The 21,365-nt window shown below is 71.1% G+C and carries 22 protein-coding genes; 3 read left to right on the forward strand and 19 right to left on the reverse strand.

From position 1 onward, the window contains the following. Positions 1–53 precede the first annotated feature (53 nt). The 15 genes from nusB to rpsD all read right to left on the reverse strand — a co-directional run bounded on the left by nusB (position 54) and on the right by rpsD (position 13,777). Entirely contained in the window at positions 54–482 is a 429-nt protein-coding gene (gene nusB, locus ABCR83_RS22430; protein WP_462696923.1) for a transcription antitermination factor NusB, read from the reverse strand. A gap of 2 nt (positions 483–484) precedes the next feature. Beyond that, the gene (gene efp / locus ABCR83_RS22435) at positions 485–1,051 is read right to left on the reverse strand and encodes an elongation factor P (protein WP_462696924.1); all 567 of its coding nucleotides are present in this window, start codon (positions 1,049–1,051) and stop codon (positions 485–487) included. A gap of 48 nt (positions 1,052–1,099) precedes the next feature. Next, positions 1,100–2,215, reverse strand: coding sequence for a M24 family metallopeptidase (locus ABCR83_RS22440; RefSeq protein WP_462696925.1), 1,116 nt, complete (start codon positions 2,213–2,215; stop codon positions 1,100–1,102). An 80-nt stretch (positions 2,216–2,295) separates the two neighbouring features. After that, complete coding sequence (locus ABCR83_RS22445) at positions 2,296–2,994, reverse strand: AAA family ATPase (RefSeq protein ID WP_462696926.1); 699 nt, start codon at positions 2,992–2,994, stop codon at positions 2,296–2,298. A 135-nt stretch (positions 2,995–3,129) separates the two neighbouring features. Beyond that, positions 3,130–3,570, reverse strand: a complete 441-nt coding sequence (aroQ, locus tag ABCR83_RS22450) for a type II 3-dehydroquinate dehydratase (RefSeq protein WP_462696927.1) — start codon at positions 3,568–3,570, stop codon at positions 3,130–3,132. Further along, a complete protein-coding gene (aroB, locus tag ABCR83_RS22455; RefSeq protein WP_462696928.1) occupies positions 3,567–4,658 on the reverse strand; it encodes a 3-dehydroquinate synthase in 1,092 nt (363 codons plus the stop codon). The genes aroQ and aroB overlap by 4 nt, the downstream gene beginning before the upstream one ends. A gap of 7 nt (positions 4,659–4,665) precedes the next feature. Then, a complete protein-coding gene (locus ABCR83_RS22460; RefSeq protein ID WP_462696929.1) occupies positions 4,666–5,199 on the reverse strand; it encodes a shikimate kinase in 534 nt (177 codons plus the stop codon). Further along, positions 5,196–6,380: a chorismate synthase gene (gene aroC / locus ABCR83_RS22465; RefSeq protein WP_462696930.1), complete on the reverse strand. Its 1,185-nt coding sequence runs from the start codon at positions 6,378–6,380 to the stop codon at positions 5,196–5,198. The genes ABCR83_RS22460 and aroC overlap by 4 nt, the downstream gene beginning before the upstream one ends. Positions 6,381–6,507: 127 nt before the next feature. Further along, on the reverse strand, positions 6,508–7,341 hold the full coding sequence (locus ABCR83_RS22470; RefSeq protein ID WP_462696931.1) for a shikimate dehydrogenase: 834 nt from the start codon (positions 7,339–7,341) through the stop codon (positions 6,508–6,510). Beyond that, entirely contained in the window at positions 7,338–8,930 is a 1,593-nt protein-coding gene (gene mltG / locus ABCR83_RS22475; RefSeq protein WP_462696932.1) for an endolytic transglycosylase MltG, read from the reverse strand. The genes ABCR83_RS22470 and mltG overlap by 4 nt, the downstream gene beginning before the upstream one ends. Before the next feature lie 125 nt (positions 8,931–9,055). Further along, the gene (gene ruvX / locus ABCR83_RS22480; RefSeq protein ID WP_462696933.1) at positions 9,056–9,520 is read right to left on the reverse strand and encodes a Holliday junction resolvase RuvX; all 465 of its coding nucleotides are present in this window, start codon (positions 9,518–9,520) and stop codon (positions 9,056–9,058) included. A gap of 3 nt (positions 9,521–9,523) precedes the next feature. Continuing rightward, complete coding sequence (alaS, locus tag ABCR83_RS22485; protein WP_462696934.1) at positions 9,524–12,193, reverse strand: alanine--tRNA ligase; 2,670 nt, start codon at positions 12,191–12,193, stop codon at positions 9,524–9,526. Beyond that, positions 12,193–12,522, reverse strand: coding sequence for a DUF6167 family protein (locus ABCR83_RS22490; protein WP_462696935.1), 330 nt, complete (start codon positions 12,520–12,522; stop codon positions 12,193–12,195). Before ABCR83_RS22490 ends, alaS begins: the two co-directional genes overlap by 1 nt. A 7-nt stretch (positions 12,523–12,529) precedes the next feature. Beyond that, positions 12,530–12,964, reverse strand: coding sequence for a DUF948 domain-containing protein (locus tag ABCR83_RS22495; protein WP_462696936.1), 435 nt, complete (start codon positions 12,962–12,964; stop codon positions 12,530–12,532). Between the two features lie 198 nt (positions 12,965–13,162). After that, positions 13,163–13,777: a 30S ribosomal protein S4 gene (rpsD, locus tag ABCR83_RS22500; RefSeq protein ID WP_462696937.1), complete on the reverse strand. Its 615-nt coding sequence runs from the start codon at positions 13,775–13,777 to the stop codon at positions 13,163–13,165. A gap of 179 nt (positions 13,778–13,956) precedes the next feature. Between rpsD and ABCR83_RS22505 the strand changes: the two genes are divergently transcribed. Next, positions 13,957–14,670 carry a DUF2470 domain-containing protein gene (locus tag ABCR83_RS22505; RefSeq protein WP_462696938.1) on the forward strand — a complete coding sequence of 238 codons (714 nt, stop codon included), beginning with the start codon at positions 13,957–13,959 and terminating at the stop codon, positions 14,668–14,670. Positions 14,671–14,675: 5 nt separating this feature from the next. On the opposite strand, the gene ABCR83_RS22510 is transcribed toward ABCR83_RS22505, so the two are convergent. Genes ABCR83_RS22510 through ABCR83_RS22525 form a run of 4 tightly spaced genes read right to left on the reverse strand, consistent with a single transcriptional unit; the run spans position 14,676 to position 18,800 of the window. Further along, positions 14,676–16,049 carry a replication-associated recombination protein A gene (locus ABCR83_RS22510; protein WP_462696939.1) on the reverse strand — a complete coding sequence of 458 codons (1,374 nt, stop codon included), beginning with the start codon at positions 16,047–16,049 and terminating at the stop codon, positions 14,676–14,678. Positions 16,050–16,094: 45 nt separating this feature from the next. Next, the gene (locus tag ABCR83_RS22515) at positions 16,095–16,745 is read right to left on the reverse strand and encodes a vitamin K epoxide reductase family protein (protein WP_462696940.1); all 651 of its coding nucleotides are present in this window, start codon (positions 16,743–16,745) and stop codon (positions 16,095–16,097) included. A gap of 59 nt (positions 16,746–16,804) precedes the next feature. Beyond that, entirely contained in the window at positions 16,805–18,067 is a 1,263-nt protein-coding gene (hisS, locus tag ABCR83_RS22520) for a histidine--tRNA ligase (RefSeq protein WP_462696941.1), read from the reverse strand. 13 nt (positions 18,068–18,080) lie between these two features. Then, a complete protein-coding gene (locus ABCR83_RS22525) occupies positions 18,081–18,800 on the reverse strand; it encodes an MBL fold metallo-hydrolase (RefSeq protein WP_462696942.1) in 720 nt (239 codons plus the stop codon). 172 nt (positions 18,801–18,972) lie between these two features. On the opposite strand from ABCR83_RS22525, the gene ABCR83_RS22530 reads away from it, so the two are divergent. Together ABCR83_RS22530 and ABCR83_RS22535 are read left to right on the forward strand one after the other, a co-directional pair. Then, positions 18,973–19,833: a peptidylprolyl isomerase gene (locus ABCR83_RS22530; RefSeq protein ID WP_462696943.1), complete on the forward strand. Its 861-nt coding sequence runs from the start codon at positions 18,973–18,975 to the stop codon at positions 19,831–19,833. Between the two features lie 247 nt (positions 19,834–20,080). Further along, a complete protein-coding gene (locus ABCR83_RS22535; RefSeq protein WP_462696944.1) occupies positions 20,081–21,310 on the forward strand; it encodes a DUF349 domain-containing protein in 1,230 nt (409 codons plus the stop codon). Positions 21,311–21,365: the final 55 nt, after the last annotated feature.

A 21,365-nucleotide genomic window follows, 5' to 3' on the forward strand; every position in this document is an offset into this window, starting at 1 on the left:
CCGCCGTGGGGCGGGAAACCCTTTCGGGTTTCCCGCCCCACGGCGGTTGTTCGTTATGAGCGCCGAATGTTCGGCTTGAGCTCCTTGAAACGGCCGAGCAGACCGTTGACGAAGGCGGGCGAGTCGTCGGTCGAGAACTCCTTCGCGAGCTGCACGGCCTCGTCGATCGCCACCGCGTCCGGGATCTCGTCCTCCCAGATCAGCTCGTACGCCCCGAGCCGGACGATGTTCCGGTCCACGACCGGCATCCGGTCCAGCTCCCAGTCGACCGCATACGTGGCGATCAGCTCGTCGATGCGGTTCACATGCTCCGCGTACCCCTCGACCAGCTGCATCGTGTACTCGGTAACCGGCGGCTGCCGGTCGTCGCTCCGCGAGTGCCGGATCCAGTCGGCGAGGACGGTCCGCACGGCGGCACCGCGCTGATCGGCCTCGAAAAGGATCTGGAAGGCACGCTTACGGGCCTTGCTACGGGCGGCCACGGTTAGCTGTTCACCCGGCCGAGGTACTCACCGGAGCGGGTGTCGACCTTGATCTTCTCGCCGGTCGTGATGAACAGCGGGACCTGGATCTCGTAGCCGGTCTCCAGCTTGGCGGGCTTGGTGCCACCGGTGGAGCGGTCGCCCTGGACGCCCGGGTCGGTGTGCTCGATGGTCAGCTCGACGGCGGCCGGGAGCTCGACGTACAGGACGCTGCCCTCGTGCTGCGCGACGACGGCCTCGAAGCCCTCGATCAGGAAGTTGGCGGCGTCGCCGACGGCCTTGCGGTCGATGTGCAGCTGGTCATACGTGTCCAGGTCCATGAAGACGAAGTACTCGCCGTCCATGTACGAGAACTGCATACCGCGCTTGTCGACGGTGGCCGTCTCGACCTTCACACCGGCGTTGAAGGTCTTGTCGACCACCTTGCCGGAGAGCACGTTCTTCAGCTTCGTGCGGACGAAGGCGGGGCCCTTGCCGGGCTTGACGTGCTGGAACTCGACGACGGACCAGAGCTGGCCTCCGTCGAGCCTGAGCACCATGCCGTTCTTGAGGTCGTTCGTGGAAGCCACGGTTGCGGAATCTCCTGGACTGAAGCTGATGACCGAAGAGGGCACGCGCTAGAGCGCGAGCAGCTCCTTGGTCGTAATGGTGAGTAGCTCGGGTCCGCCGTCCGCCTCGGGGCGGACGACGAGCGTGTCATCGATCCGGACGCCGCCCCGCCCCGGGAGGTGGACTCCCGGATCTACGGTGACCGGCACGCAAGCGTCCAGTTTACCCATGGCCGAGGGGGTGAGCCGAGGGTCCTCGCCGTTTTCGAGTCCCACCCCGTGGCCGATCCATGGCCCGACCCGCTCCCCATGGCCCGCGGCCTCGAGCACCCGGCGTGCCGCACGGTCCACTTCACGGTACGGCGTACCGGGCGCCAGCGTCTCCCGGCCGGCCCGCTGGGCCGCGAAGACCTGGTCGTACAGCTCGATCTGCCAGGGCGCCGGAGAGGTGCCGATGACAAAGGTGCGGGCGACCTCGCTGTGATAGCCGCGGTAGTCGGCGCCCAGGCAGACGCTCAGGAAGTCGCCCTCCTCGACCCTGCGGTCGGTCGGTGCGTGCCCGGACAGCCCCGAGTGGGGTCCGGCACCCACCGAGGTGGCGAAGGCAGGGCCGGTGGCGCCGTGGTCGACCAGCCGCCGCTCCAGCTCCAGTGCGAGATGGCGCTCGGTGCGGCCCACCAGGATCGACTCCAGCAGCTCGCCCAGGGCCTGGTCGGCGATCTCGGCGGCGATGCGCAGGGCGGAGATCTCGTCGTCGTCCTTGACGATCCGCTGCTGCTCCACGGCCGGGCCCAGGTCGTCCAGCCGCAGCCGCGGGGCGACGGAGCGCAGGGCGCGGTGCCGCAGCACGGTCAGGTGGTGCTCCTCCACGGCGAGCGACCCCGCTCCGGAGGTGACGGCGCGTTCCGCGCCCGCCACGGCCGGGTCGCCCTCGGCCGCGGGCAGAAGCTGCACCCTGAGGCCCTCCGCGGGCCGGCCGGCCGCGGAGGCGGCGGCATCGGCGAAGGGGTCGGCCGTGCACAGCAGCACATCGTGAACGGGCCCGACGAGCAGTGCGGAACCGGTCGGCACGCCGCCCGCCAGATAGCGGACATTGGCGCCACCGGTCACCAGGGCGGCCTCGCTGCCGCCCAGCACGCACCGCTCGAGGAGCCCTGAGCGCCGTGCCGCGTACACGTCGGACATGCTTCCGAGCGTACGTACGGCAGCCGGAACCGTCTGTTCCAGTACCTCCGACCGGGCGCTGCGCTCCCGCCGATCCCGCGCTACCAGCCGGTCAGGGAGCGGGCGACGCATTCGTCGAGGAGCCGGGCGGTGGTCGCGACGTCCTGCTGGGAGTTGTCGATGATGGGCAGGCCGGAGCCGTACCAGCCGGCCATCCGGCCGTGGATGGCGGCGACCTCCTCGTCCCCGAGGCGGCGGTTTCCGCTGCGCCCGGCATTGCGCTCCAGCACGACCTCCAGGCCCGGCAGCAGGACGACGGGCAGCAGGCCGGGGCCGATGTGCCGCTGCCAGCCGCCGAGGCCGACCGCGGGCCAGTCGGGGAAGACGGCGTCGTCGATGATGCAGGAGATGCCGTTGGCGAGGAAGTTGCGGGCGGCGAAACCACAGGTGCGACGGGCGAGGCGGTACTGGGCCTCGGAGTGGTCGTTCCATCCGGACTGGGGGTCCGCGAAGCCGGCGCGCACCCATTCGCGGACGTCGTCCAGGCTGATGTGGGCGGTGGGCACCCGGCGGGTGCCGGCCCAGTGCCGGGCCACGGTCGTCTTGCCGGCGCCCGCCGGGCCGATGAGGAGCACCGCGACGGCCGCCTGTGCGGCATCGGCGACCGCCGTGGCCCGCGGCCCGGCCGGGCCGGGCGGCGGGGGCACGGCCGGCCGGGGGGCAGGCGCCGCCCATCCCGGGGCGGTCGGCACGGGGCGATGGCCACCGCCCGGCCCCGGTCCCTGCCCTGTGTGCTGCATCCGGTGCCACTCCGTCCCGTGCTGTCGGCTGGTGCGTCGCGGCCGGCCCGTGCGGCCGACCGGAACGGAGGGTACCCGAGCGCCCTCACCGGCCCTGAACGGCCGGTGCGGGCGGAAAGTGCCCGACGCCCGGCGTCAGCCTGCGAGTTCGTCCGCCAGGGCGCGCAGCGCCAGCCGGTAGGAGCCGATGCCGAACCCGGCGATCGTGCCGCTCGCGACGGGCGCGATGACGGAGGTGTGCCGGAACTCCTCCCGGGCGTACGGATTGGAGATGTGCACCTCGATCAGCGGTGCGGTGCGCTGCGCGGCCGCGTCCCGCATCGCATACGAGTAGTGCGTGAACGCCCCGGGGTTGATGACCACGGGTACGGCGCCGTCGGCGGCCTCGTGCAGCCAGCGGACCAGCTCGCCCTCGTCGTTCGTCTCCCGGACCTCGACGGCGAGGCCGAGCTCCGCGCCGAGCGCGGTGCACTCCCTGACGAGTCCGGCATAGGACGTGGATCCGTACACATCGGGCTCGCGTGAGCCGAGCCGTCCGAGGTTGGGGCCGTTGAGCACGAGCACCCGCCGCGTCATGAGGCGATCTCCGCATGCGCCGCCAGCAGCATGGCCGGATCCGGTGCCTCCAGCACCACCGGCTTGGCCGGCCCGTCCAGGACGATGAAGCGCAGCCGGTCGCCGCGGGTCTTCTTGTCGACCTTCATGGTCTCCAACAGCTTGGGCCACTGGTCGCCCCGGTAGGTCACCGGCAGGCCCACCGAGGTGAGGATCGCGCGGTGCCGGTCCGCGGTCGCGTCGTCCAGCCGGCCGGCGATCCGGCCGAGTTCGGCCGCGAAGACCATCCCGACGGAGACCGCCGCGCCATGGCGCCAGTTGTAGCGCTCGTTCTTCTCGATGGCGTGGGCGAGGGTGTGGCCGTAGTTGAGGATCTCCCGCAGCCCCGATTCCCTCAGGTCCTGCGAGACGACCTCGGCCTTGACCCGGATCGCCCGCCCCAGCAGCTCCGCGGTGTGCGGGCCGGCCGGGGTGCGGGCCGCCTGCGGGTCGGCCTCGATGAGGTCCAGGATCGCCGGGTCGGCGATGAAACCGGCCTTGATGACCTCGGCGAGACCGCTGACATAGTCGTTGACCGGCAGCGACTCCAACGCCGCCAGGTCGCACAGCACCCCGGCCGGCGGGTGGAAGGCGCCGACCAGGTTCTTGCCCTCGGCGGTGTTGATGCCGGTCTTGCCGCCGACCGCCGCGTCCACCATGGCCAGCACGGTGGTGGGCACCGCGACCCAGCGCACCCCGCGCAGCCAGGTGGCGGCGACGAAGCCCGCGAGATCGGTGGTCGCTCCCCCGCCGACGCCGACGATCACATCGGTGCGGGTGAAGCCGCTCTGCCCCAGCGCCTTCCAGCAGTAGGCGGCGACCTCGGCGGTCTTGGCCTCCTCCGCGTTGGGCACCTGGATCGCGACGGCCTCGAAGCCCTGCGCGGCCAGGTCCTCGCGCAGCGCCTCACCGGTCGCGGCGAGCGCCTCGGGGTGCACCACGGCCACCCGCTTCGCGGCCCCGCCGATCAACTCGGGCAGTTCGCCCAGCAGTTGGTGGCCGACCAGGACCTCATACGGTGCGGTGCCCGCGCTGCCTGCGACATGGATACGGGTGGGGGCGTCGGTCATGCGTTCCTCACTGCGTGGTCTCGGGGGTGCCCTGGGACAAGCCCAGCGCCTCGATCACCGCATCGGCGACCTGGGCCGGGGTACGGCCGCCGGTGGCGACGGTGACCCGGGCGACCTCGGTGTAGAGCGGACGGCGCGCGTCCATCAGCTCCCGCCACCGCTGCCGCGGGTTCACCGCGAGCAGCGGGCGGGGCTTGTCCAGGCCCACCCGGCGGACGGCGTCGGCGAGTTCGACCTCGAGGAAGACCACCGGCAGCCCGGTGAGCAGGGCGCGGGTCCCGGCGTCCAGGACCGCGCCGCCGCCCAGGGCCAGCACCCCGTCGTGTTCCGCCACCGCGGCCCGGACGGCCTGCCGCTCCAGCTCACGGAAGTGCGGCTCGCCGTCGTCGATGAAGATCTCCGGGATCGGCTTGCCCGCGGTGCGCTCGACATCGGCGTCGGTGTCGCGGTAGCCGGCGCCCAGCCGCCGGGCGAGCAGGGTGCCGATGGTGGACTTGCCGGCTCCCGGCGGGCCCACCAGCACCACCCGGGGCCCGGTCACTTGACGGCCAGGTTGTCGAGGTAGCCCCGGAGGTTGCGGCGGGTCTCCGGGACGCTGTCGCCGCCGAACTTCTCCACCACCGCGTCGGCCAGCACCATCGCGACCATGGCCTCGGCCACGATGCCCGCGGCCGGCACCGCGCACACATCCGAGCGCTGGTGGTGTGCCCGGGTCGGCTCGCCGGTGGCGACGTCCACGGTCGCCAGCGCGCGGGGCACGGTGGCGATCGGCTTCATCGCGGCCCGCACCCGCAGGAGTTCACCCGTGGTCAGGCCGCCCTCGGTGCCGCCGGACCGGCCCGAGCTGCGGCGGATGCCGTCCTCGGTCAGCACGATCTCGTCGTGTGCCTTCGATCCCGGCACCCGGGCCAGCTCGAAGCCGTCGCCGACCTCGACGCCCTTGATCGCCTGAATGCCCATCAGCGCCGCCGCCAGCCGGGCGTCCAGCCGCCGGTCCCAGTGCACATGCGAGCCCAGGCCCACCGGCACCCCGTAGGCCAGCACCTCGACCACGCCGCCGAGGGTGTCGCCGTCCTTGTGCGCCTGGTCGATCTCCGCGACCATCGCCCGGCTCGTGGCCTCGTCCAGGCAGCGCACCGGATCGGCGTCGAGGCGCTCGACGTCGGAGGGCACGGGCAGCACGCCGTAGGGCGCCCTGGCCGAGGCCAGTTCGACCACATGGGAGACGATCTCGATCCCGGCGGCCTCCTTGAGGAAGGAGCGGGCCACCGCGCCGAGGGCCACCCGGGCCGCGGTCTCCCGGGCGGAGGCGCGCTCGAGGATGGGCCGGGCATCGGCCACGCCGTACTTCTGCATCCCCGCCAGGTCGGCATGGCCCGGGCGCGGCCGGGTCAGCGGGGCGTTGCGGGCCAGCTCGGCCAGCTCCGCCGGGTCCACCGGGTCGGCCGCCATGACCTTTTCCCACTTGGGCCACTCGGTGTTCCCCACCATGACCGCGACCGGGGAACCCAGGGTGAGACCGTGTCGCACACCGCCGAGGAAGGTGACCTCGTCGCGCTCGAACTTCATGCGCGCACCGCGCCCATAGCCGAGGCGCCGCCTGGCCAGGTGATCCGCCACCATCTCCGTGGTGACCGGCACGCCGGCCGGAAGGCCTTCCAGCGTCGCCACCAGTGCGGGGCCGTGCGACTCCCCCGCAGTCAGCCAGCGCAACCTGCTCAACGGTGCTCCTCAGTAGCCTTGGCCTGCGAAATGCTGGTTCCGATCCTCCCATGGGCCGCCGGTGGGACCGGGGCCGGGTCCAGAGTACGGACGCAAGGGTGAGACGGGTGCGGACCGCCGGGCCGGTTCACCCGCGGCGAGCCGCCAGCGCCGCCTCACCCGCCGCGCGCATCGCGGCGAGCGGGCCGGGCAGGTGGCCGGTCATCCGCTCGACCTGCAGCACCGCCTGGTGCACCAGCAGGTCGAGGCCGCCCAGCAGGGCTCCGCCGCGCGCCGCCCAGGCGGCGGCCAGCGGGGTCGGCCACGGCTCGTAGAGCACATCGAAGAGCGTGCCCGGCCGGTCCGGCACGGCCGCCGCGAGCGCGTCCGTGGCGCCGGCCGGGGTGGTGGCGATGACCAGCGGCGCGGCCAGGGCCTCGGCGGCCCGCGCCCAGTCGGCGGTACGGACGGTCACCCCGAGCCGTTCCCCCCAGCCACGCATCTCGGCGGCCCGCCCGGCGCCGCGGACATAGGCGGTGACCTCTCCGGTGCAGATCACCGCGAGCGCGGCGAGTGCCGAGGAGGCGGTCGCCCCGGCGCCGAGCACGGCCGCCGAGCCGACCGTGCCGACGCCGCGCTCGCGCAGCGCCGCCACCAGGCCGGGGATGTCGGTGTTGTCGCCGACGCGGCGGCCGTCGGCGGCGAGGAGGACGGTGTTGACCGCTTCGACCGACCGGGCGGTGGCGCTGACCTCGTCCAGCAGCGGGATGACTGCGCGCTTGAGCGGCATGGTCAGCGAGACCCCCGCCCAGCTGCCGTCGAGCCCGTCGAAGAAGCCGGGCAGCCCCGCCTCGTCCATCTCGTACCGGTCGTATGTCCACTCCCGCAGCCCCAGTTGGGCGTAGGCGGCTCGGTGCAGGACCGGGGAGAGCGAGTGGGCGATGGGCGAGCCGAGCACGGCCGCACGGTGACGGGTGGTCATTGGCCGGCCTTCTTGTGCTCCTGCTCGTACTTCTGCCGGTTCTTGTTCTGCTCTTCATTGGTCACGGCGAAGAGTGTCTCGTTCTCGTTGACCGAGACGAAGTAGTACCAGGGCCCGGAGGCGGGCTTCAGCGCCGACTGGAGGGCGTCCTTGCCGGGGTTGCTGATCGGACCGGGTGGCAGGCCCTTGACGTTGTAGGTGTTGTACGGGTCCTTGAACTTCCGCAGATCGTTGACGGCACCGGTGTCCAGCGTGCTCCGGCTCTTCGCGTAGTTGACCGTGGAGTCGAAGTCCAGCAGGCCATAGGTCTCCTTGTTGTCCGGCTTGAGCCGGTTGTAGATGACCCGGGCGATCTTGTCGAAGTCGTGCTGGTACTTGCCCTCCTTCTGGACCAGGCTGGCGACCGTGATCACCTGGAGCGGCGACTTCAGGCCCAGTTCCCTGGCCTTGCCCGCCAGGTCCTGCTGTTCGTAGGTCCGCTTCGCCCGGTCGACCATCTGCCGCAGCAGGTCCTCCGGCTTGGTGCCCTTGCCCGCGGCGTACTGGGACGGGAAGAGGAAGCCCTCAAGCGGGTCCTTGATCTGCGGATCGCCGCCCGCCCAGTCGGGCAGCCCGAGGTTCTTCGCCTGGCTCCTGGCGATGTCCTTGGTGGTACCCGGCTTGAGGGTGAGCTTCTTGTCGATCGCGTCATAGACCTGGCCGGCCCGCAGCCCCTCGGGAAGGGTGAGGAAATTCGCGGAGTTGGTCATCATCCCGACCGCCGCCTCGCCCGACATCTGCTTGTGCAGGGTGTAGGGGCCCGGCTGGATGGTCTTGCCGTTCGCCGCCTCGGAGAAGGCGCGGGCGCTCTTGACCACGTCGTTCTGCTGGAGAAGATCACCGATCTGGGTGAGACCGGCACCCTTGGGAACCTCGATCCGCACCTGGCCGGAACCCTCGCCCTGGTAGTCGGGCGCGGGGCCATAGTGGCTCTGCCAGTAGTCGTAGCCGAGGTAGCCGACGCCGCCCACGGCGCCGACGAGCGCCACGGCGGCCACCAGACAGGCGGTTCCGCTGCGGCGCTTGCTCTTCTTCTCCTTGCCGCGCCGCTCGCGGCCGCGGGGGGCCTCCTCGGCCGGCTCGTCGTCCACCCCCGCGGGGGGCCCGGGCGACGCCTCCGCCGTGCCCGAGAGGCCGGAGAAGAAGGAGAGTTCACCGGTGTCGGGCTCGCCGTGCCACTCCTGGTGCGGCTGCTGAGGCTGCTGGTGCTGCGGCGGCGGGCCCTGCTGGGGCGGCGGATACGAACCGGGCGCACCGTAGTAGTCGGGCGAGCCGCCCGCATAGGGATCGCCCGCCCCGGCGTACTGCCCGCCGGGAGCGGTGCCATACCCGGATCCCGCGCCCTGCGCGGGATCCCAGCCGTACTGCTGCTGCTCGGCGGGGTAGTGCTGTTGTCCGGGGTACTGCTGCTCGGCGGGGTACTGCTGCTGACCGTAGTAGGGCTGCTGCGGCTGCTGCGGGTACTGCTGTCCGTCGTACCCCTGTTCCCCCTGGTGGGGGTCGCCGGGATGCCACGGTTGGGAGCCGGAGCCCCGGCCATACTCAGTCATCAATCCCCTAGAGCCGCACAGCGGCAGCCGGTGGGCACTCCGAGGAGCACGGGTCCGAGCGTCTGGTCCTGTACGGATGGCGTTCGAACAGCTGCCATGTCGCGCGGAAGGTTACCGTATCGCGATTAGATGACCGCTTCGACAGGTTCGCCGGGGGGGCGGCCGGAGGTCTTCTCCGCTTCGAGGGCGCTCTGCAGAATGATCACCGCTGCCGCCTGATCGACCACCGAGCGGCCCTTCCTGGAGCTGACGCCGGAGGCGCGCAGTCCATGGGCGGCTGTGACGGTTGTCATGCGCTCGTCCACCAGTCGCACCCCCACCGGGGCGACGCGCCGGGCCAGTTCCCTGGCGAAGGTGCGCACTTTGGCCGCCGCCGGGCCCTCCCGCCCGCTGAGCGAGCGGGGCAGGCCGACGACGACCTCGATGGGCTGGTACTCCTCGACGATGGCCGCCAGCCGTTTGTGCGCCGCGGGGATGTCCCGCCCCGGCACCGTCTCGACCGGGGTGGCGAGGACCCCGTCGGGGTCGCAGGAGGCGACCCCGATCCGGGCGTCCCCGACATCCACGGCGATGCGTCTGCCCCGTCGCACGCGTCAGGCCGCTTCCACGACGAGCCGCTCGACGGCGGCGATGGCCTCGCTCACGGCGTCCGGGTTCTGGCCGCCGCCCTGGGCGACGTCCGGCTTGCCGCCGCCTCCGCCGCCGAGTGTCTTGGCGGCCGTGCGCACCAGGTCACCGGCCTTGAGCCCGCGCTCACGAGCCGCCTCATTGGTGGCGATGACGGTCAGCGGACGGCCGTTGGCCACGGCGAACAGGGCGACCACGGCCGGGCGGCCGCCATTGATCCGGCCGCGGACGTCCAGCACCAGCTTGCGCAGGTCGTCGGCGCCCGTACCGTCCGGCACCCGGCCGATGGCCAGGGCCACGCCCCGGATGTCCTGGGCGCCCTCGGCGAGACCGGCGGCGGCCTGGAGCACCTTCTCGGCACGGAACCGCTCGATCTCCTTCTCGGCGTCCTTGAGCTTGGCGAGCATCCCGGAGATCTTCTCCGGCAGCTCCTCCGGACGGCCCTTGACCAGCTCGGTCAGCTGGGCGACGACCGTGTGCTCCTTGGCCAGGAAGTTGTAGGCGTCGGCACCGACCAGCGCCTCGACCCGGCGCACACCGGAGCCGATGGAGGATTCACCGAGCAGCTTCACCAGACCCAGCTGGGCGGTGTTGTGCACATGCGTACCGCCGCACAGCTCCTTGGAGAAGTCGCCGATGGTCACTACGCGTACCCGCTCACCGTACTTCTCGCCGAACTCGGCGATGGCGCCCTGCTTTTTGGCCTCGTCCAGACTCATGATCTCGGCGTGGACGTCGAGCTCATGCGAGAGCACCTCGTTGATGCGCTGCTCGACATCGGTCAGGACGGTGCCCGGTACGGCGGTCGGCGAACCGAAGTCGAAGCGGAAGCGGCCCGGCGAGTTCTCCGAACCGGCCTGGGCGGCCGTCGGGCCCAGGGCGTCGCGCAGCGCCTGGTGGGTGAGGTGGGTGGCGCTGTGGGCGCGGGCGATGGCCCGGCGGCGCCGGACGTCGATGGCGGCATAGGCGGAGGCCCCCACGGTGACCTCGCCGACCTGGACGACGCCCTTGTGCACATGGACGCCCGGAACGGGCTTCTGCACATCGCGGACCTCGACCACGGCACCGCTGTCGAACCTGATCCGGCCCTGGTCGGCGAGCTGGCCGCCGCCCTCGGCATAGAAGGGCGTACGGTCCAGGACGACCTCGACCTCGTCGCCTTCGGAGGCGGCGGGCGAGGGCACCCCGTCGACCAGCAGGCCGACGACGGTGGCCTCGTTCTCGGTGAGGGTGTAGCCGGTGAAGTCCGTGGCACCGGCGCTGTCGGCCACCTCGCGGTAGGCGGACAGGTCGGCATGGCCGGTCTTCTTGGCCCTGGCATCGGCCTTGGCGCGCTCCCGCTGTTCCCTCATCAGACGGCGGAAGCCGTCCTCGTCCACGGACAGGCCCTGCTCGGCGGCCATCTCCAGGGTGAGGTCGATCGGGAAGCCCCAGGTGTCATGGAGCAGGAACGCCTGGTCACCGGCGAGGACCTTGCCGCCGGCGGCCTTGGTCTCGGTGACGGCGGTGTCGAGGATGTTGGTGCCGGCCCTCAGGGTCTTGAGGAAGGCGGCCTCCTCGGCGAGCGCGACGGTCTCGATGCGCTTGCGGTCCGTCTCCAGCTCCGGGTACTGCCGGCCCATCTTCTCGATGACCACGTCGAGCAGTTCGGCGACGACCGGGCCGGTGGCGCCCAGCATGCGCATGTTGCGGATGGCGCGGCGCATGATGCGGCGCAGCACATAGCCGCGGCCCTCGTTGCCGGGGGTGACACCGTCGCCGATGAGCATCACGGAGGTGCGCATGTGGTCGGCGACCACCCGCAGCGAAACGTCGGTCTCCTGGCCGGCGCCGTAGCGGATCCCGGTCAGCTCGGTGGCCTTGTCGATGACGACGCGCAGGGTGTCGGTCTCGTACATGTTCTGCACGCCCTGCAGGATCATCGCCAGGCGCTCGAGGCCGAGACCGGTGTCGATGTTCTTGGCGGGCAGGTCGCCGACGATCGGGAAGTCCTCCTTGCCCTCGCCGGCACCGCGCTCGTACTGCATGAAGACCAGGTTCCAGATCTCCACATAGCGCTCGTCGTTGACGGCCGGGCCGCCCTCGGCACCGAACTCGGGGCCCCGGTCATAGTTGATCTCGGAGCACGGACCGCAGGGGCCGGGCACCCCCATGGACCAGAAGTTCTCCTGCTTGCCCAGCCGTTGGATGCGCTCGGCGGGGACCCCGATGACCTCCCGCCAGATCCGCTCGGCCTCGTCGTCGTCGAGGTAGACGGTGATCCAGAGCTTCTCCGGCTCCAGCCCGTAGCCGCCGTCCGCCACGGGAGAGGTCAGCAGCTCCCAGGCGTACTTGATGGCGCCTTCCTTGAAGTAGTCGCCGAAGGAGAAGTTGCCGCACATCTGGAAGAACGTGCCGTGCCGGGTGGTCTTGCCGACCTCTTCGATGTCCGGGGTGCGGATGCACTTCTGCACGCTGGTGGCACGCGAGAAGGACGGCTTGACCTCGCCCAGGAAGTACGGCTTGAAGGGCACCATGCCCGCGTTGACCAGCAGCAGGGTCGGGTCGTCCGCGATGACCGACGCCGACGGGACGACGGTGTGCCCGCGGTCCTCGAAGAAGCGCAGCCAGCGGCGGCGGATTTCGGCCGACTCCATCAGTGGTCCTCTTTCCGGGTGAGCGAATGGTGGGGTGAGGGCTGTTCGAGCGCGATCAGCCGGCGCTGCTCGGGAAGCTCCGGGCGCTCGGCGTCCGGCCCGGTGGTGGTGAGACCGAGCGCGTCCTTGAGCGCCGCTTCGCGATGCGCCATGCCGTCGCGGACGTCCAGGGCGAAGAGCTTGACCCGGCGGCCCGCGAGCACCGCGCGGTCCGCCGCCTGGAGCGCCAGGCTCTCCGGGGTGAGCTTGTTCAGTGTGCGGTTGACCTTGGTGGTGGCCCAGACACCGGCTGCTACACCGGAGGTGAACCAAAAAGCACGGCGGAACATTTCTGGGTCAACCCTTCCCACGGGTACGGCGGCTGCCGCGCCGGGCGGACGGCAGTTTCTTGCCGACGATCACGGTGCTCCGCCGCTCCGCCGGCTCTGCCTTGCGGCCGATGGCGCGCCGCACTCCGTAGCCGAACGCGGCGACCTTGACCAGCGGCCCGCCGAAGGCGGAGGAGACGGTCGAGGAGAGCGCGGAGGCATTGGCCGTCACCTCCTGGACATCCGCGGCGATCGAATCGACGCGGGCGAGCTGGGTGTTGGCGGAGCGCACGGTCGCGGAGGCGTCGGCGAGGAGCGGCACGGCCTGCTCGGTGACCTCGGCGACCAGTGTGGTGGCCGCCTTCAGGGTCTGCGCGAGGCGCACCAGCACCAGGGCGATGAAGGACACCAGGATCGCCCAGAAGACGGCCACGAGGATCCCGGCCACCTCTCCACCGGACACGCTGCACCGCTCCCTGCTGATCGTCAGATCGTCGCTGGTCGTTGGACGTCGGATACCGACCTTATCGCGCCGGGCACCGGCGCCCGTACCGCGTTTTCCGTGCGTTGGCGGGGGCTGGAAACGCGCGAGCCCGCCGGCTTCCCGGCCACGGGGGCCGGGCAGTCGACGGGCTGGGCGAAGAGGAGTCCTACGACCGGATCAGCGGGCGTAGTACTCGACGACGAGCTGCTCGTCGCAGATCACCGGGATCTCCTTGCGGTTCGGCTCCCGGTCCAGGCGGAAGGCCAGCGCCTGCAGGTTGACCTGCAGGTAGCGCGGGGTCTCGCCCTCGGTGTCGTAGCCACCGGCCATGGCGACCTGGAAGGGGTGCTTGGCGCGGCTGCGCTCACGGACCATCACGACGTCGTCGGGACGGACACGGAAGGACGGCTTGTCGACCTTCTTGCCGTTGACCTCGATGTGGCCGTGGACGACCATCTGGCGGGCCTGGTAGATGGTGCGGGCGATGCCCGAACGCAGGACCAGCGCGTCGAGACGGCGCTCGAGCTCGACGACCAGCGCCTCGCCCGTCTTGCCCTCGGCCTTCTTGGCGCGGTCGTAGGCGCGGGCCATCTGGCGCTCGCTGATGTCGTACTGGGCGCGCAGGCGCTGCTTCTCGAGCAGCCGGACCTTGTAGTCGCTGTTCTGCTTGCGGCCGCGGCCGTGCTCGCCCGGCGGGTAGGGACGGGCCTCGAAGTACTTGACGGCCTTCGGCGTCAGGGCGATGCCGAGCGCACGAGACTTCTTGACCTTGGGACGCGACTGGTTAGGCACGTTCTCCAGACCTCCGTTGTAGGTTAGGTTAGGCTCACCTTACTCAAGGAGATCGCATGTCTCGCCCTGGGAACACCACACACGTCACAGACAACGCCGACGCAGCACAAGGCGTCGATTCGACGGAGGTCCGATCAGATCGTGGTCAGCCGCGTCCCAGCGGGCTTGAAACCGCCCGGATGCCGTCAGCAGCCGAGCGCACACGAACTCTCGTACAGAGTACATGCTCGGCGGTACTGCTGATCCCCGGTCTGGACCACCCCGGACAGCAGCCCTCCCCCGAGGCGCGCAGCGTGGGGCCCGACGGCGAGGTGTTCCTGGTCTTCCCCGCGGAATCACCCGCGGTGCGCGCGGCCACCCACGCCCAGGACGACGAGGTGCCCGCCGTGCTGGAGATCACCGATGTCGCACCGGTCTCCGTGCCCAACCGCATCCGGGGCCGCGCCTGGCTCAGCGGCTGGCTGACCTGCGTGCCCGGGGTGGCCGAGCCCGGCCGCATGATGCTGCGCCTGGAGCTCGGCGAGCTGAGCCTGGACGATCTGTGGGGCGCGGAACATGTCGAGCCCGCCGCATTCGCGCACGCCCAGGCCGACCCCCTGGTGGCGTACGAGACGGAGCTGCTCCAGCATCTGCACTCCGGCCACGGCGACCAGGTGCGCACCCTGTGGGGGCTGCTGGGCGAGCGGGAGAACGGGGTACGGACGGCGGGCGACCGGGCCGTTCCGCTGGCACTGGACCGGTACGGGCTGCGGGTGCGCTTCACCCGGGAGCACGGCCGGGGCACCCCGGCCGAGCGCTCCTTCGACGCCCGCTTCGAGTTCCCCGAACCGGTGCGGGACATCGCGCAGCTGCGCGGGGCGATGCACCGGCTCTTCGAGTCGGCGGCCGGCTGAGCGGACTACTCCGCGGACGGCTGCTCACCGCGCAGCCGGGCCCGCACCCGCTCCACCACATCCGCATAGCGCGCCTCCGCGCCGTACCGCGTCGGCTCGTAATACCGCTTGCCGTGGATGACGTCCGGAGCGTACTGCTGGGCGGCGATCCCGCCCGGCAGGTCGTGCGGATAGAGATAGCCCTGCGCATGGCCGAGCTTCTCGGCACCCTTGTAGTGACCGTCGCGCAGCTGCGGCGGCACCGGACCGGCGAGCCCCGCCCGGACATCCGCGAGGGCCGCGTCTATCGCCAGATAGGCGGCGTTGGACTTGGGCGCGAGGGCCAGCGCCACGGCCACCTGGCTCAGCACGATCCGGGCCTCCGGAAAGCCGATCAGCGCCACGGCCTGGGCCCCGGCGACCGCCGTCTGCAGCGCGGTCGGATCGGCCAGGCCGACGTCCTCGCTCGCCGAGATCATCAGCCGCCGGGCGATGAACCGCGGGTCCTCCCCCGCCTCGATCATCCGGGCGAGATAGTGCAGCGTGGCGTCCACATCCGAGCCGCGGATCGACTTGATGAGCGCACTGGCCACGTCATAGTGCTGGTCGCCGGCCCGGTCGTACCGCACGGCCGCCCGGTCGACCGCGGCCTCCAGGGTCTCCAGGCTGATCTCGGCCTCGCCCTTGGCGATGGCCGAACCGGCCCCGGCCTCCAGCGCGGTGAGGGCGCGCCGCGCATCACCTCCGGCGATGCGCAGCAGATGGGCCTCGGCGTCCTCGGGCAGGGTGACCGCGCCGCCGAGCCCTCGCTCGTCGGTGAGCGCCCGCCGCAGCAGGCCGCGCAGGTCGTCGTCGGTCAGCGCCTGCAGGGTCAGCAGCAGGGAGCGCGACAGCAACGGGGAGATGATCGAGAAGTAGGGGTTCTCCGTGGTGGCCGCGATGAGCGTGACCCAGCGGTTCTCGACGGCGGGCAGCAGGGAGTCCTGCTGGGCCTTGCTGAAGCGGTGGATCTCGTCGAGGAAGAGCACGGTCTCCTTGCCGTACCCACCGGAGGCGCGGCGGGCGCCGTCGATGACGGCCCGCACCTCCTTCACCCCGGCGGTGATCGCGGACAGCTCGACAAAGCGCTTGTTGGTGGCCTGGCTGACGACATGGGCCAACGTCGTCTTCCCGATGCCGGGCGGGCCCCAGAGGATCACCGAGGACGGCCCGGCGGGGCCACCGCTCCCCTCCGCGCCCTTCTCGACAAGTCGGCGCATCGGAGAACCGGGCTTGAGCAGATGCCCCTGCCCCACGACTTCGTCGAGGGTGCGGGGGCGCATGCGCACAGCCAGCGGACTGGCTGCCGGATCCTTCTCCTGGCGGTCCTCTGCTGCGGCGGTGAACAAGTCGGGTTCCACGCCGAAACCCTATGCCACTCCACTGACAACGCGGCCCGGGCCGCGTTACGCAGTGCCGCCCGTCCAGAAGGACCACCAGCGGGTGAGGATCAGCATGCCGATGACACCGATCCAGAGCACGGGCAGCACCCAGTGGAACTCGAGCAGCCCGCGCCGCAGCCCGCCCGGCAGCGGAATGAAGCCATGCCGGACGTTCTGCACGGTGACGTAGCAGAACATCACAATGGTGGCGACCCAGGCCAGGCAGCACCACAGGCAGAGCGAGCCGATGACATACAGCGACTGGTACTGGAGCCAGCTGACGAAGCCGACACCGAAGAGGCAGCCGGCCTCCATGCCCAGCCAGTACCAGCGGTGGTAGCGGGCCCCGGCGAGCAGCCCCAGCCCGATCGCGATGATCGCGCCGTAGCAGACCAGGCCCAGCATCGGGTTGGGGAACCCAAAGGCATGGGCCTGCTCGCTCTTCATGATGTTGCCGCAGGAGACCACCGGGTTCAGGCTGCAGCCCGGCACGAAGTCCGGGTTCTCCAGCAGCTTGAACTTGTCCAGGGTGATGACCCAGGAGGCGAGCAGCCCCATCGCGCCGGTGATCACCAGCATCAGGCCGAACGCCCGGCTGCCGCCCACGGCACCCGTGGCGGGGCCGTCCCGCTCCGCGCCGTCGGTGTCGGACCGGTCAAGTGCCGAGGTGGTCATAGCGCCGTGCATCCCATCAGTCGGTCGGTGCCGCTCATTTTGCCTCAAGGCCCCGGCAATCAGCCCTGCCTGGTGAGCAGTTCACTCACGACAGTGTCGAATGCGACAGCCGTCTGCTCCCCGCTCTCCAGATCCTTGAGCTGCACCACGCCCTCGGCCAGGTCCCGCTCGCCCGCGACGAGCGCATAGCGGGCGCCCGAGCGGTTGGCCGATTTCATGGCGTTCTTCAGCCCCTTGCCGCCGAACGCGAAGTCCGCCGCCACGCCCGCCCGGCGCAGCTGCGTCACCAGGCCGAACAGCGCCCGGCGGGCCTCCTCGCCGAGCGGCACGGCGAAGACCTCGGTGGGGCGCGGCAGTTCGAGCTCGATCCCCTCGGCCTTGAGCGCCAGCACCGTACGGTCCACGCCCAGCGCCCAGCCGACGGACGGCAGCGCCGGGCCGCCGATCATCTCGGACAGGCCGTCGTAGCGGCCGCCGCCGCCGACAGCGGACTGCGAGCCCAGGCCGTCGTGGACGAACTCGAAGGTGGTGCGGGTGTAGTAGTCCAGGCCGCGCACCAGCTTCTCGTCGTCCTGGAACCCGACGCCGGCCGCGGTCAGCAGCTCGCGCACCTGCTCGTGGTACTCCTTGCACGCCTCGCACAGGTGGTCGCGGAGCAGGGGAGCATCGACGAGCTGCTTCTGCACGGCCGCACGCTTGTCGTCGAGGACCCGCAGCGGGTTGATCTCCACGCGCCGCCGGGTGTCCTCGTCGAGGTCGAGCCCGCGCAGGAAGTCCTGCAGGGCGGCCCGGTAGACGGGGCGGCACTCCTTGTCGCCCAGCGAGTTGAGCAGCAGCCGGAAGTTCTTCAGGCCCAGCGACCGGTAGGCGTCCACGGCCAGGATGATCAACTCGGCGTCGAGCACCGGGTCCTCGGCACCGATGGCCTCCGCGCCGACCTGGGAGAAGTGGCGGTACCGGCCGGCCTGCGGGCGCTCATAGCGGTAGTACGAGCCGGAGTACCAGAGCTTGACCGGCAGGTTCCCGGACTTGTGGAGGTTGGCCTCCAGTGCCGCGCGCAGCACCGAGGCGGTGCCCTCGGGACGCAGCGCCAGCTCGTCGCCACCGCGCGTGGTGAGGGTGTACATCTCCTTGCTGACGATGTCGGTGGACTCGCCGACACCCCGGGAGAACAGCTCGACGTGCTCGAAGCCGGGGGTTTCCACATAGCCGTATCCGGCGCGCCTGGCCGGCGCGGCGATGGCCTCGCGCACTGCGAGGTAGACCGCGGACTCCGGCGGGGTCAGGTCGTAGGTGCCCTTGGGGGCCTTGAAGGTGCTCACTGGGGGTCTCTCGTCACATTCCTCGTCGCGGAGCGGCGGTGCCGTCTCCGGGGCCGTGCTGCGCCTGCGCGACTTCCCGCAGGTAGGGGTTGGTGGCGCGCTCGCGGCCGATGCTGGTCTGGGCGCCGTGGCCGGACAGCACCACGGTCGAGTCGTCGAGTGGCAGGCACACCCGGGCCAGCGACCGGAGCATCTCGGCGTGGTCGCCACCGGGCAGGTCGGTGCGTCCGATGGAGCCGGCGAACAGCAGGTCGCCCGAGAAGAACACCTGGGGGATCTCCGGTGTCCCGGGCATCCGGAAGGTCACCGACCCCTTGGTATGGCCGGGCGCGTGCGCGACGGTGAACTCCAGCCCCGCGAGCTGCAGCCGGCTGCCGTCCGAGAGCTCCTTGACGTCGTCCGGCTCCCCGACCGTCAGCTCGCCCAGCAGCTGCGCGCCGATGGAGCGGCCGAGCGCCTTCTCCGGGTCGCTCATCATGTAGCGGTCGGCGGGGTGGATCCAGGCGGGGACGTCATGGGCACCGCACACCGGGACGACCGAGGCGACATGGTCGATGTGGCCATGGGTGAGGACGACGGCGACGGGCTTGAGCCGATGCTTCCTGAGCGTTTCCTCGACGCCCTGGGCGGCCTGGTGGCCCGGGTCGATGATCACGCACTCCTCGCCTGCGGCGGGGGCCACCAGGTAGCAGTTGGTGCCCCAGGCCCCGGCGGGGAACCCGGCAATGAGCACATTCGTCCTTAAAGGTCGGATCAGATATCGGCAAGGCATGGTCCCGGTTGTGCCGGACCGGCCGGTTCAGAGCCTACCGGCGGCGGTCCCGCCGTCGCGAACCCGTATACGGTACGGGCACACTCGCAACACAGGGCCCACGACAGACGAGACGGCACGAGGAGACGACCCGGTGGTCAATAACGAGCAGCGGCGGCGGCAGCTCGCCCGGGAGAAGTTCGAGCGGCAGCAGCAGCGCCGGGAGGCCGCGCGGCGCAAGGCCCGCCTCCGGAACGCGGTGATCGCCGCCGGCCTCGCCGTGGTGCTCGCGGGCGGCGCCACGGCGTACGCCACGGGAGCCCTGGGCGGCGACAAGGACAAGAAGGACAGCGCCGACGCCGCGCCCAGCGACCCGTCCACCCCCGGCAAGGGGCCGGACCCCTGCAAGAAGCCGGCACCCGGCTCCCCCGCCGCGAAGACGTGGAAGTCGGAACCGGCGATGGGCATCGACACCTCGGCCTCGTATGCGATGAACCTCCGGACGACCTGCGGGGACATCGACCTCAAACTGGACGCCAAGGCCGCACCGCACACGGTCAACTCCCTGAACTTCCTGGCCGGCCAGGGATATCTGGACCACACCAGGTGCCACCGGCTCACCGGTGAGGGCGCGGGCATCTTCGTCCTCCAGTGCGGCGACCCCAAGGGCACCGGCGAGGGCGGCCCGGGCTACACGCTCGCCGAGGAGAACCTCAAGGACGCGCGGCTCAAGGAGCCCACGGACCCGGCGATGAAGAAGGAGGGGTTCAAGATCTATCCGGCCGGCACCATCGCCATGGCCAAGACCCAGCAACCCCACTCCACCGGCAGCCAGTTCTTCCTGGTCTACCGGGACAGCCCGCTGAAGCCGGACTACACACCGGTCGGCACCATCGGCACCGAGGGCATGAAGGCGCTGCAGAAGGTCGCCGACGCGGGTGTGCAGGGCGGTGCCCCCGACGGTCCGCCCAACGCCACCGTGGTGATCGACAAGGCGACCGTCGCCAAGTCCTGAACCCCGGCGTCCGGATCCCGCACCGAGAAATTTCGGTCGCGCGGGATACGGACAGCCGGGCCGCCGGTCGCCTATGTTGGCGTTGTGTGGGGTGCCTGGTCCGACGGCTGCGGGCACCCGGTCAACACGCGAATCAGTACTCAATTGATCAAGCCGCCGGACCGGCTGGGGCACGGCCCTGCCGGGACAACTGTGGACGATGCGCGTGGGCCGTACACCGGCCCCGGCATCATGTGGAGGAGGCGCTGTGAGCAGCGACCCATGGGGCCGCGTCGACGAGACGGGGACGGTGTACGTGCGTACGGCCGACGGCGAGAAGGTCGTCGGCTCGTGGCAGGCGGGGAGTCCCGAGGAAGCCCTCGCTTACTTCGAGCGCAAGTACGAGGGCCTGGTCGTCGAGATCGGCCTCCTCGAGCGCCGGGTCAGGACCACCGACCTGTCCGCCAAGGACGCGATGACCGCCATCGAGCATCTGCGCGGCCAGGTCGACGAGCACCACGCGGTCGGCGATCTGGACGCGCTGCGGGGGCGGTTGGACAAGCTGGTGTCCGTGGTCGACGCCCGCCGCGAGGAGCGCAAGGCCGCGAAGGCGAAGCAGGGCGAGGAGGCCCGCACGGCCAAAGAGGCCCTGGTCGCCGAGGCCGAGGAGCTGGCCGCCAGCGAGCAATGGCGGTCGGCGGGCGAGCGGTTGCGTGCACTGGTCGACACCTGGAAGGGCCTGCCCCGGCTGGACCGCAAGACCGATGACGAGTTGTGGCACCGCTTCTCGCACGCCCGCTCGGCGTTTTCCAAGCGGCGCAAGGCGCACTTCGCCTCGCTCGACTCCCAGCGCGAGGAGGCCCGCAAGGCCAAGGAGAAGCTGGTCGCCGAGGCCGAAGCGCTGTCCGGATCCACGGACTGGGGCGCCACCGCCGCGCGTTACCGCGATCTGATGACCGAGTGGAAGGCCGCGGGCCGGGCCCAGCGCGAGGCGGAGGACGAGCTGTGGGGCCGCTTCCGCGGCGCCCAGGACGTCTTCTTCCAGGCGCGCGGCGAGGTGTTCGCCGAGCGGGACGCCGAGCAGCAGGGCAACCTCACGCTCAAGGAGGGGCTGGTCGCCGAGGCCGAGAAGCTGCTCCCGGTCACCGACCTGAAGGCGGCGCGGGCGGCCTTCCGTTCGATCAACGAGCGCTGGGAGGCCATCGGGCATGTGCCGAGGGACGCCCGGCCGAAGATCGAGGGCCGGATGCACACGGTCGAGCGCGCCATCCAGGACGCCGAGGAGACCGAGTGGCGGCGGACCAACCCGGAGGCACGGGCCCGTGCGGCCGGGCTGACCGGGCAGCTCCAGGCGGCGGTCGACAAGCTGCAGGAGCAGGCCGACAAGGCGCGCGCCGCGGGCAACGCCGCCAAGGCCGACAAGCTGGCCAGAGAGCTGGAGGGCCGCAGGGCGCTGCTGGACCAGGCGCTGAAGGGCCTTGAGGAGTTCGGCGGCTGACGAGCCGTCACAAAAAAAGCGGGCCCCGGTGTGCACCGGGGCCCGCTTGCGCTGT

It is taken from the genome of Streptomyces xingningensis (assembly GCF_054957865.1).

Coding starts and splice junctions, on each gene's coding strand:
- ABCR83_RS22515 (WP_462696940.1), bottom strand. CDS start 16,745: ATGACCACCTCGGCACTTGACCGGTCCGACACCGACGGCGCGGAGCGG.
- ABCR83_RS22490 (WP_462696935.1), bottom strand. CDS start 12,522: ATGTTCCGCCGTGCTTTTTGGTTCACCTCCGGTGTAGCAGCCGGTGTC.
- ABCR83_RS22470 (WP_462696931.1), bottom strand. CDS start 7,341: ATGACCACCCGTCACCGTGCGGCCGTGCTCGGCTCGCCCATCGCCCAC.
- ABCR83_RS22440 (WP_462696925.1), bottom strand. CDS start 2,215: ATGTCCGACGTGTACGCGGCACGGCGCTCAGGGCTCCTCGAGCGGTGC.
- aroQ (WP_462696927.1), bottom strand. CDS start 3,570: ATGACGCGGCGGGTGCTCGTGCTCAACGGCCCCAACCTCGGACGGCTC.
- ABCR83_RS22505 (WP_462696938.1), top strand. CDS start 13,957: ATGCCGTCAGCAGCCGAGCGCACACGAACTCTCGTACAGAGTACATGC.
- alaS (WP_462696934.1), bottom strand. CDS start 12,193: ATGGAGTCGGCCGAAATCCGCCGCCGCTGGCTGCGCTTCTTCGAGGAC.
- aroB (WP_462696928.1), bottom strand. CDS start 4,658: ATGACCGACGCCCCCACCCGTATCCATGTCGCAGGCAGCGCGGGCACC.
- mltG (WP_462696932.1), bottom strand. CDS start 8,930: ATGACTGAGTATGGCCGGGGCTCCGGCTCCCAACCGTGGCATCCCGGC.
- ABCR83_RS22445 (WP_462696926.1), bottom strand. CDS start 2,994: ATGCAGCACACAGGGCAGGGACCGGGGCCGGGCGGTGGCCATCGCCCC.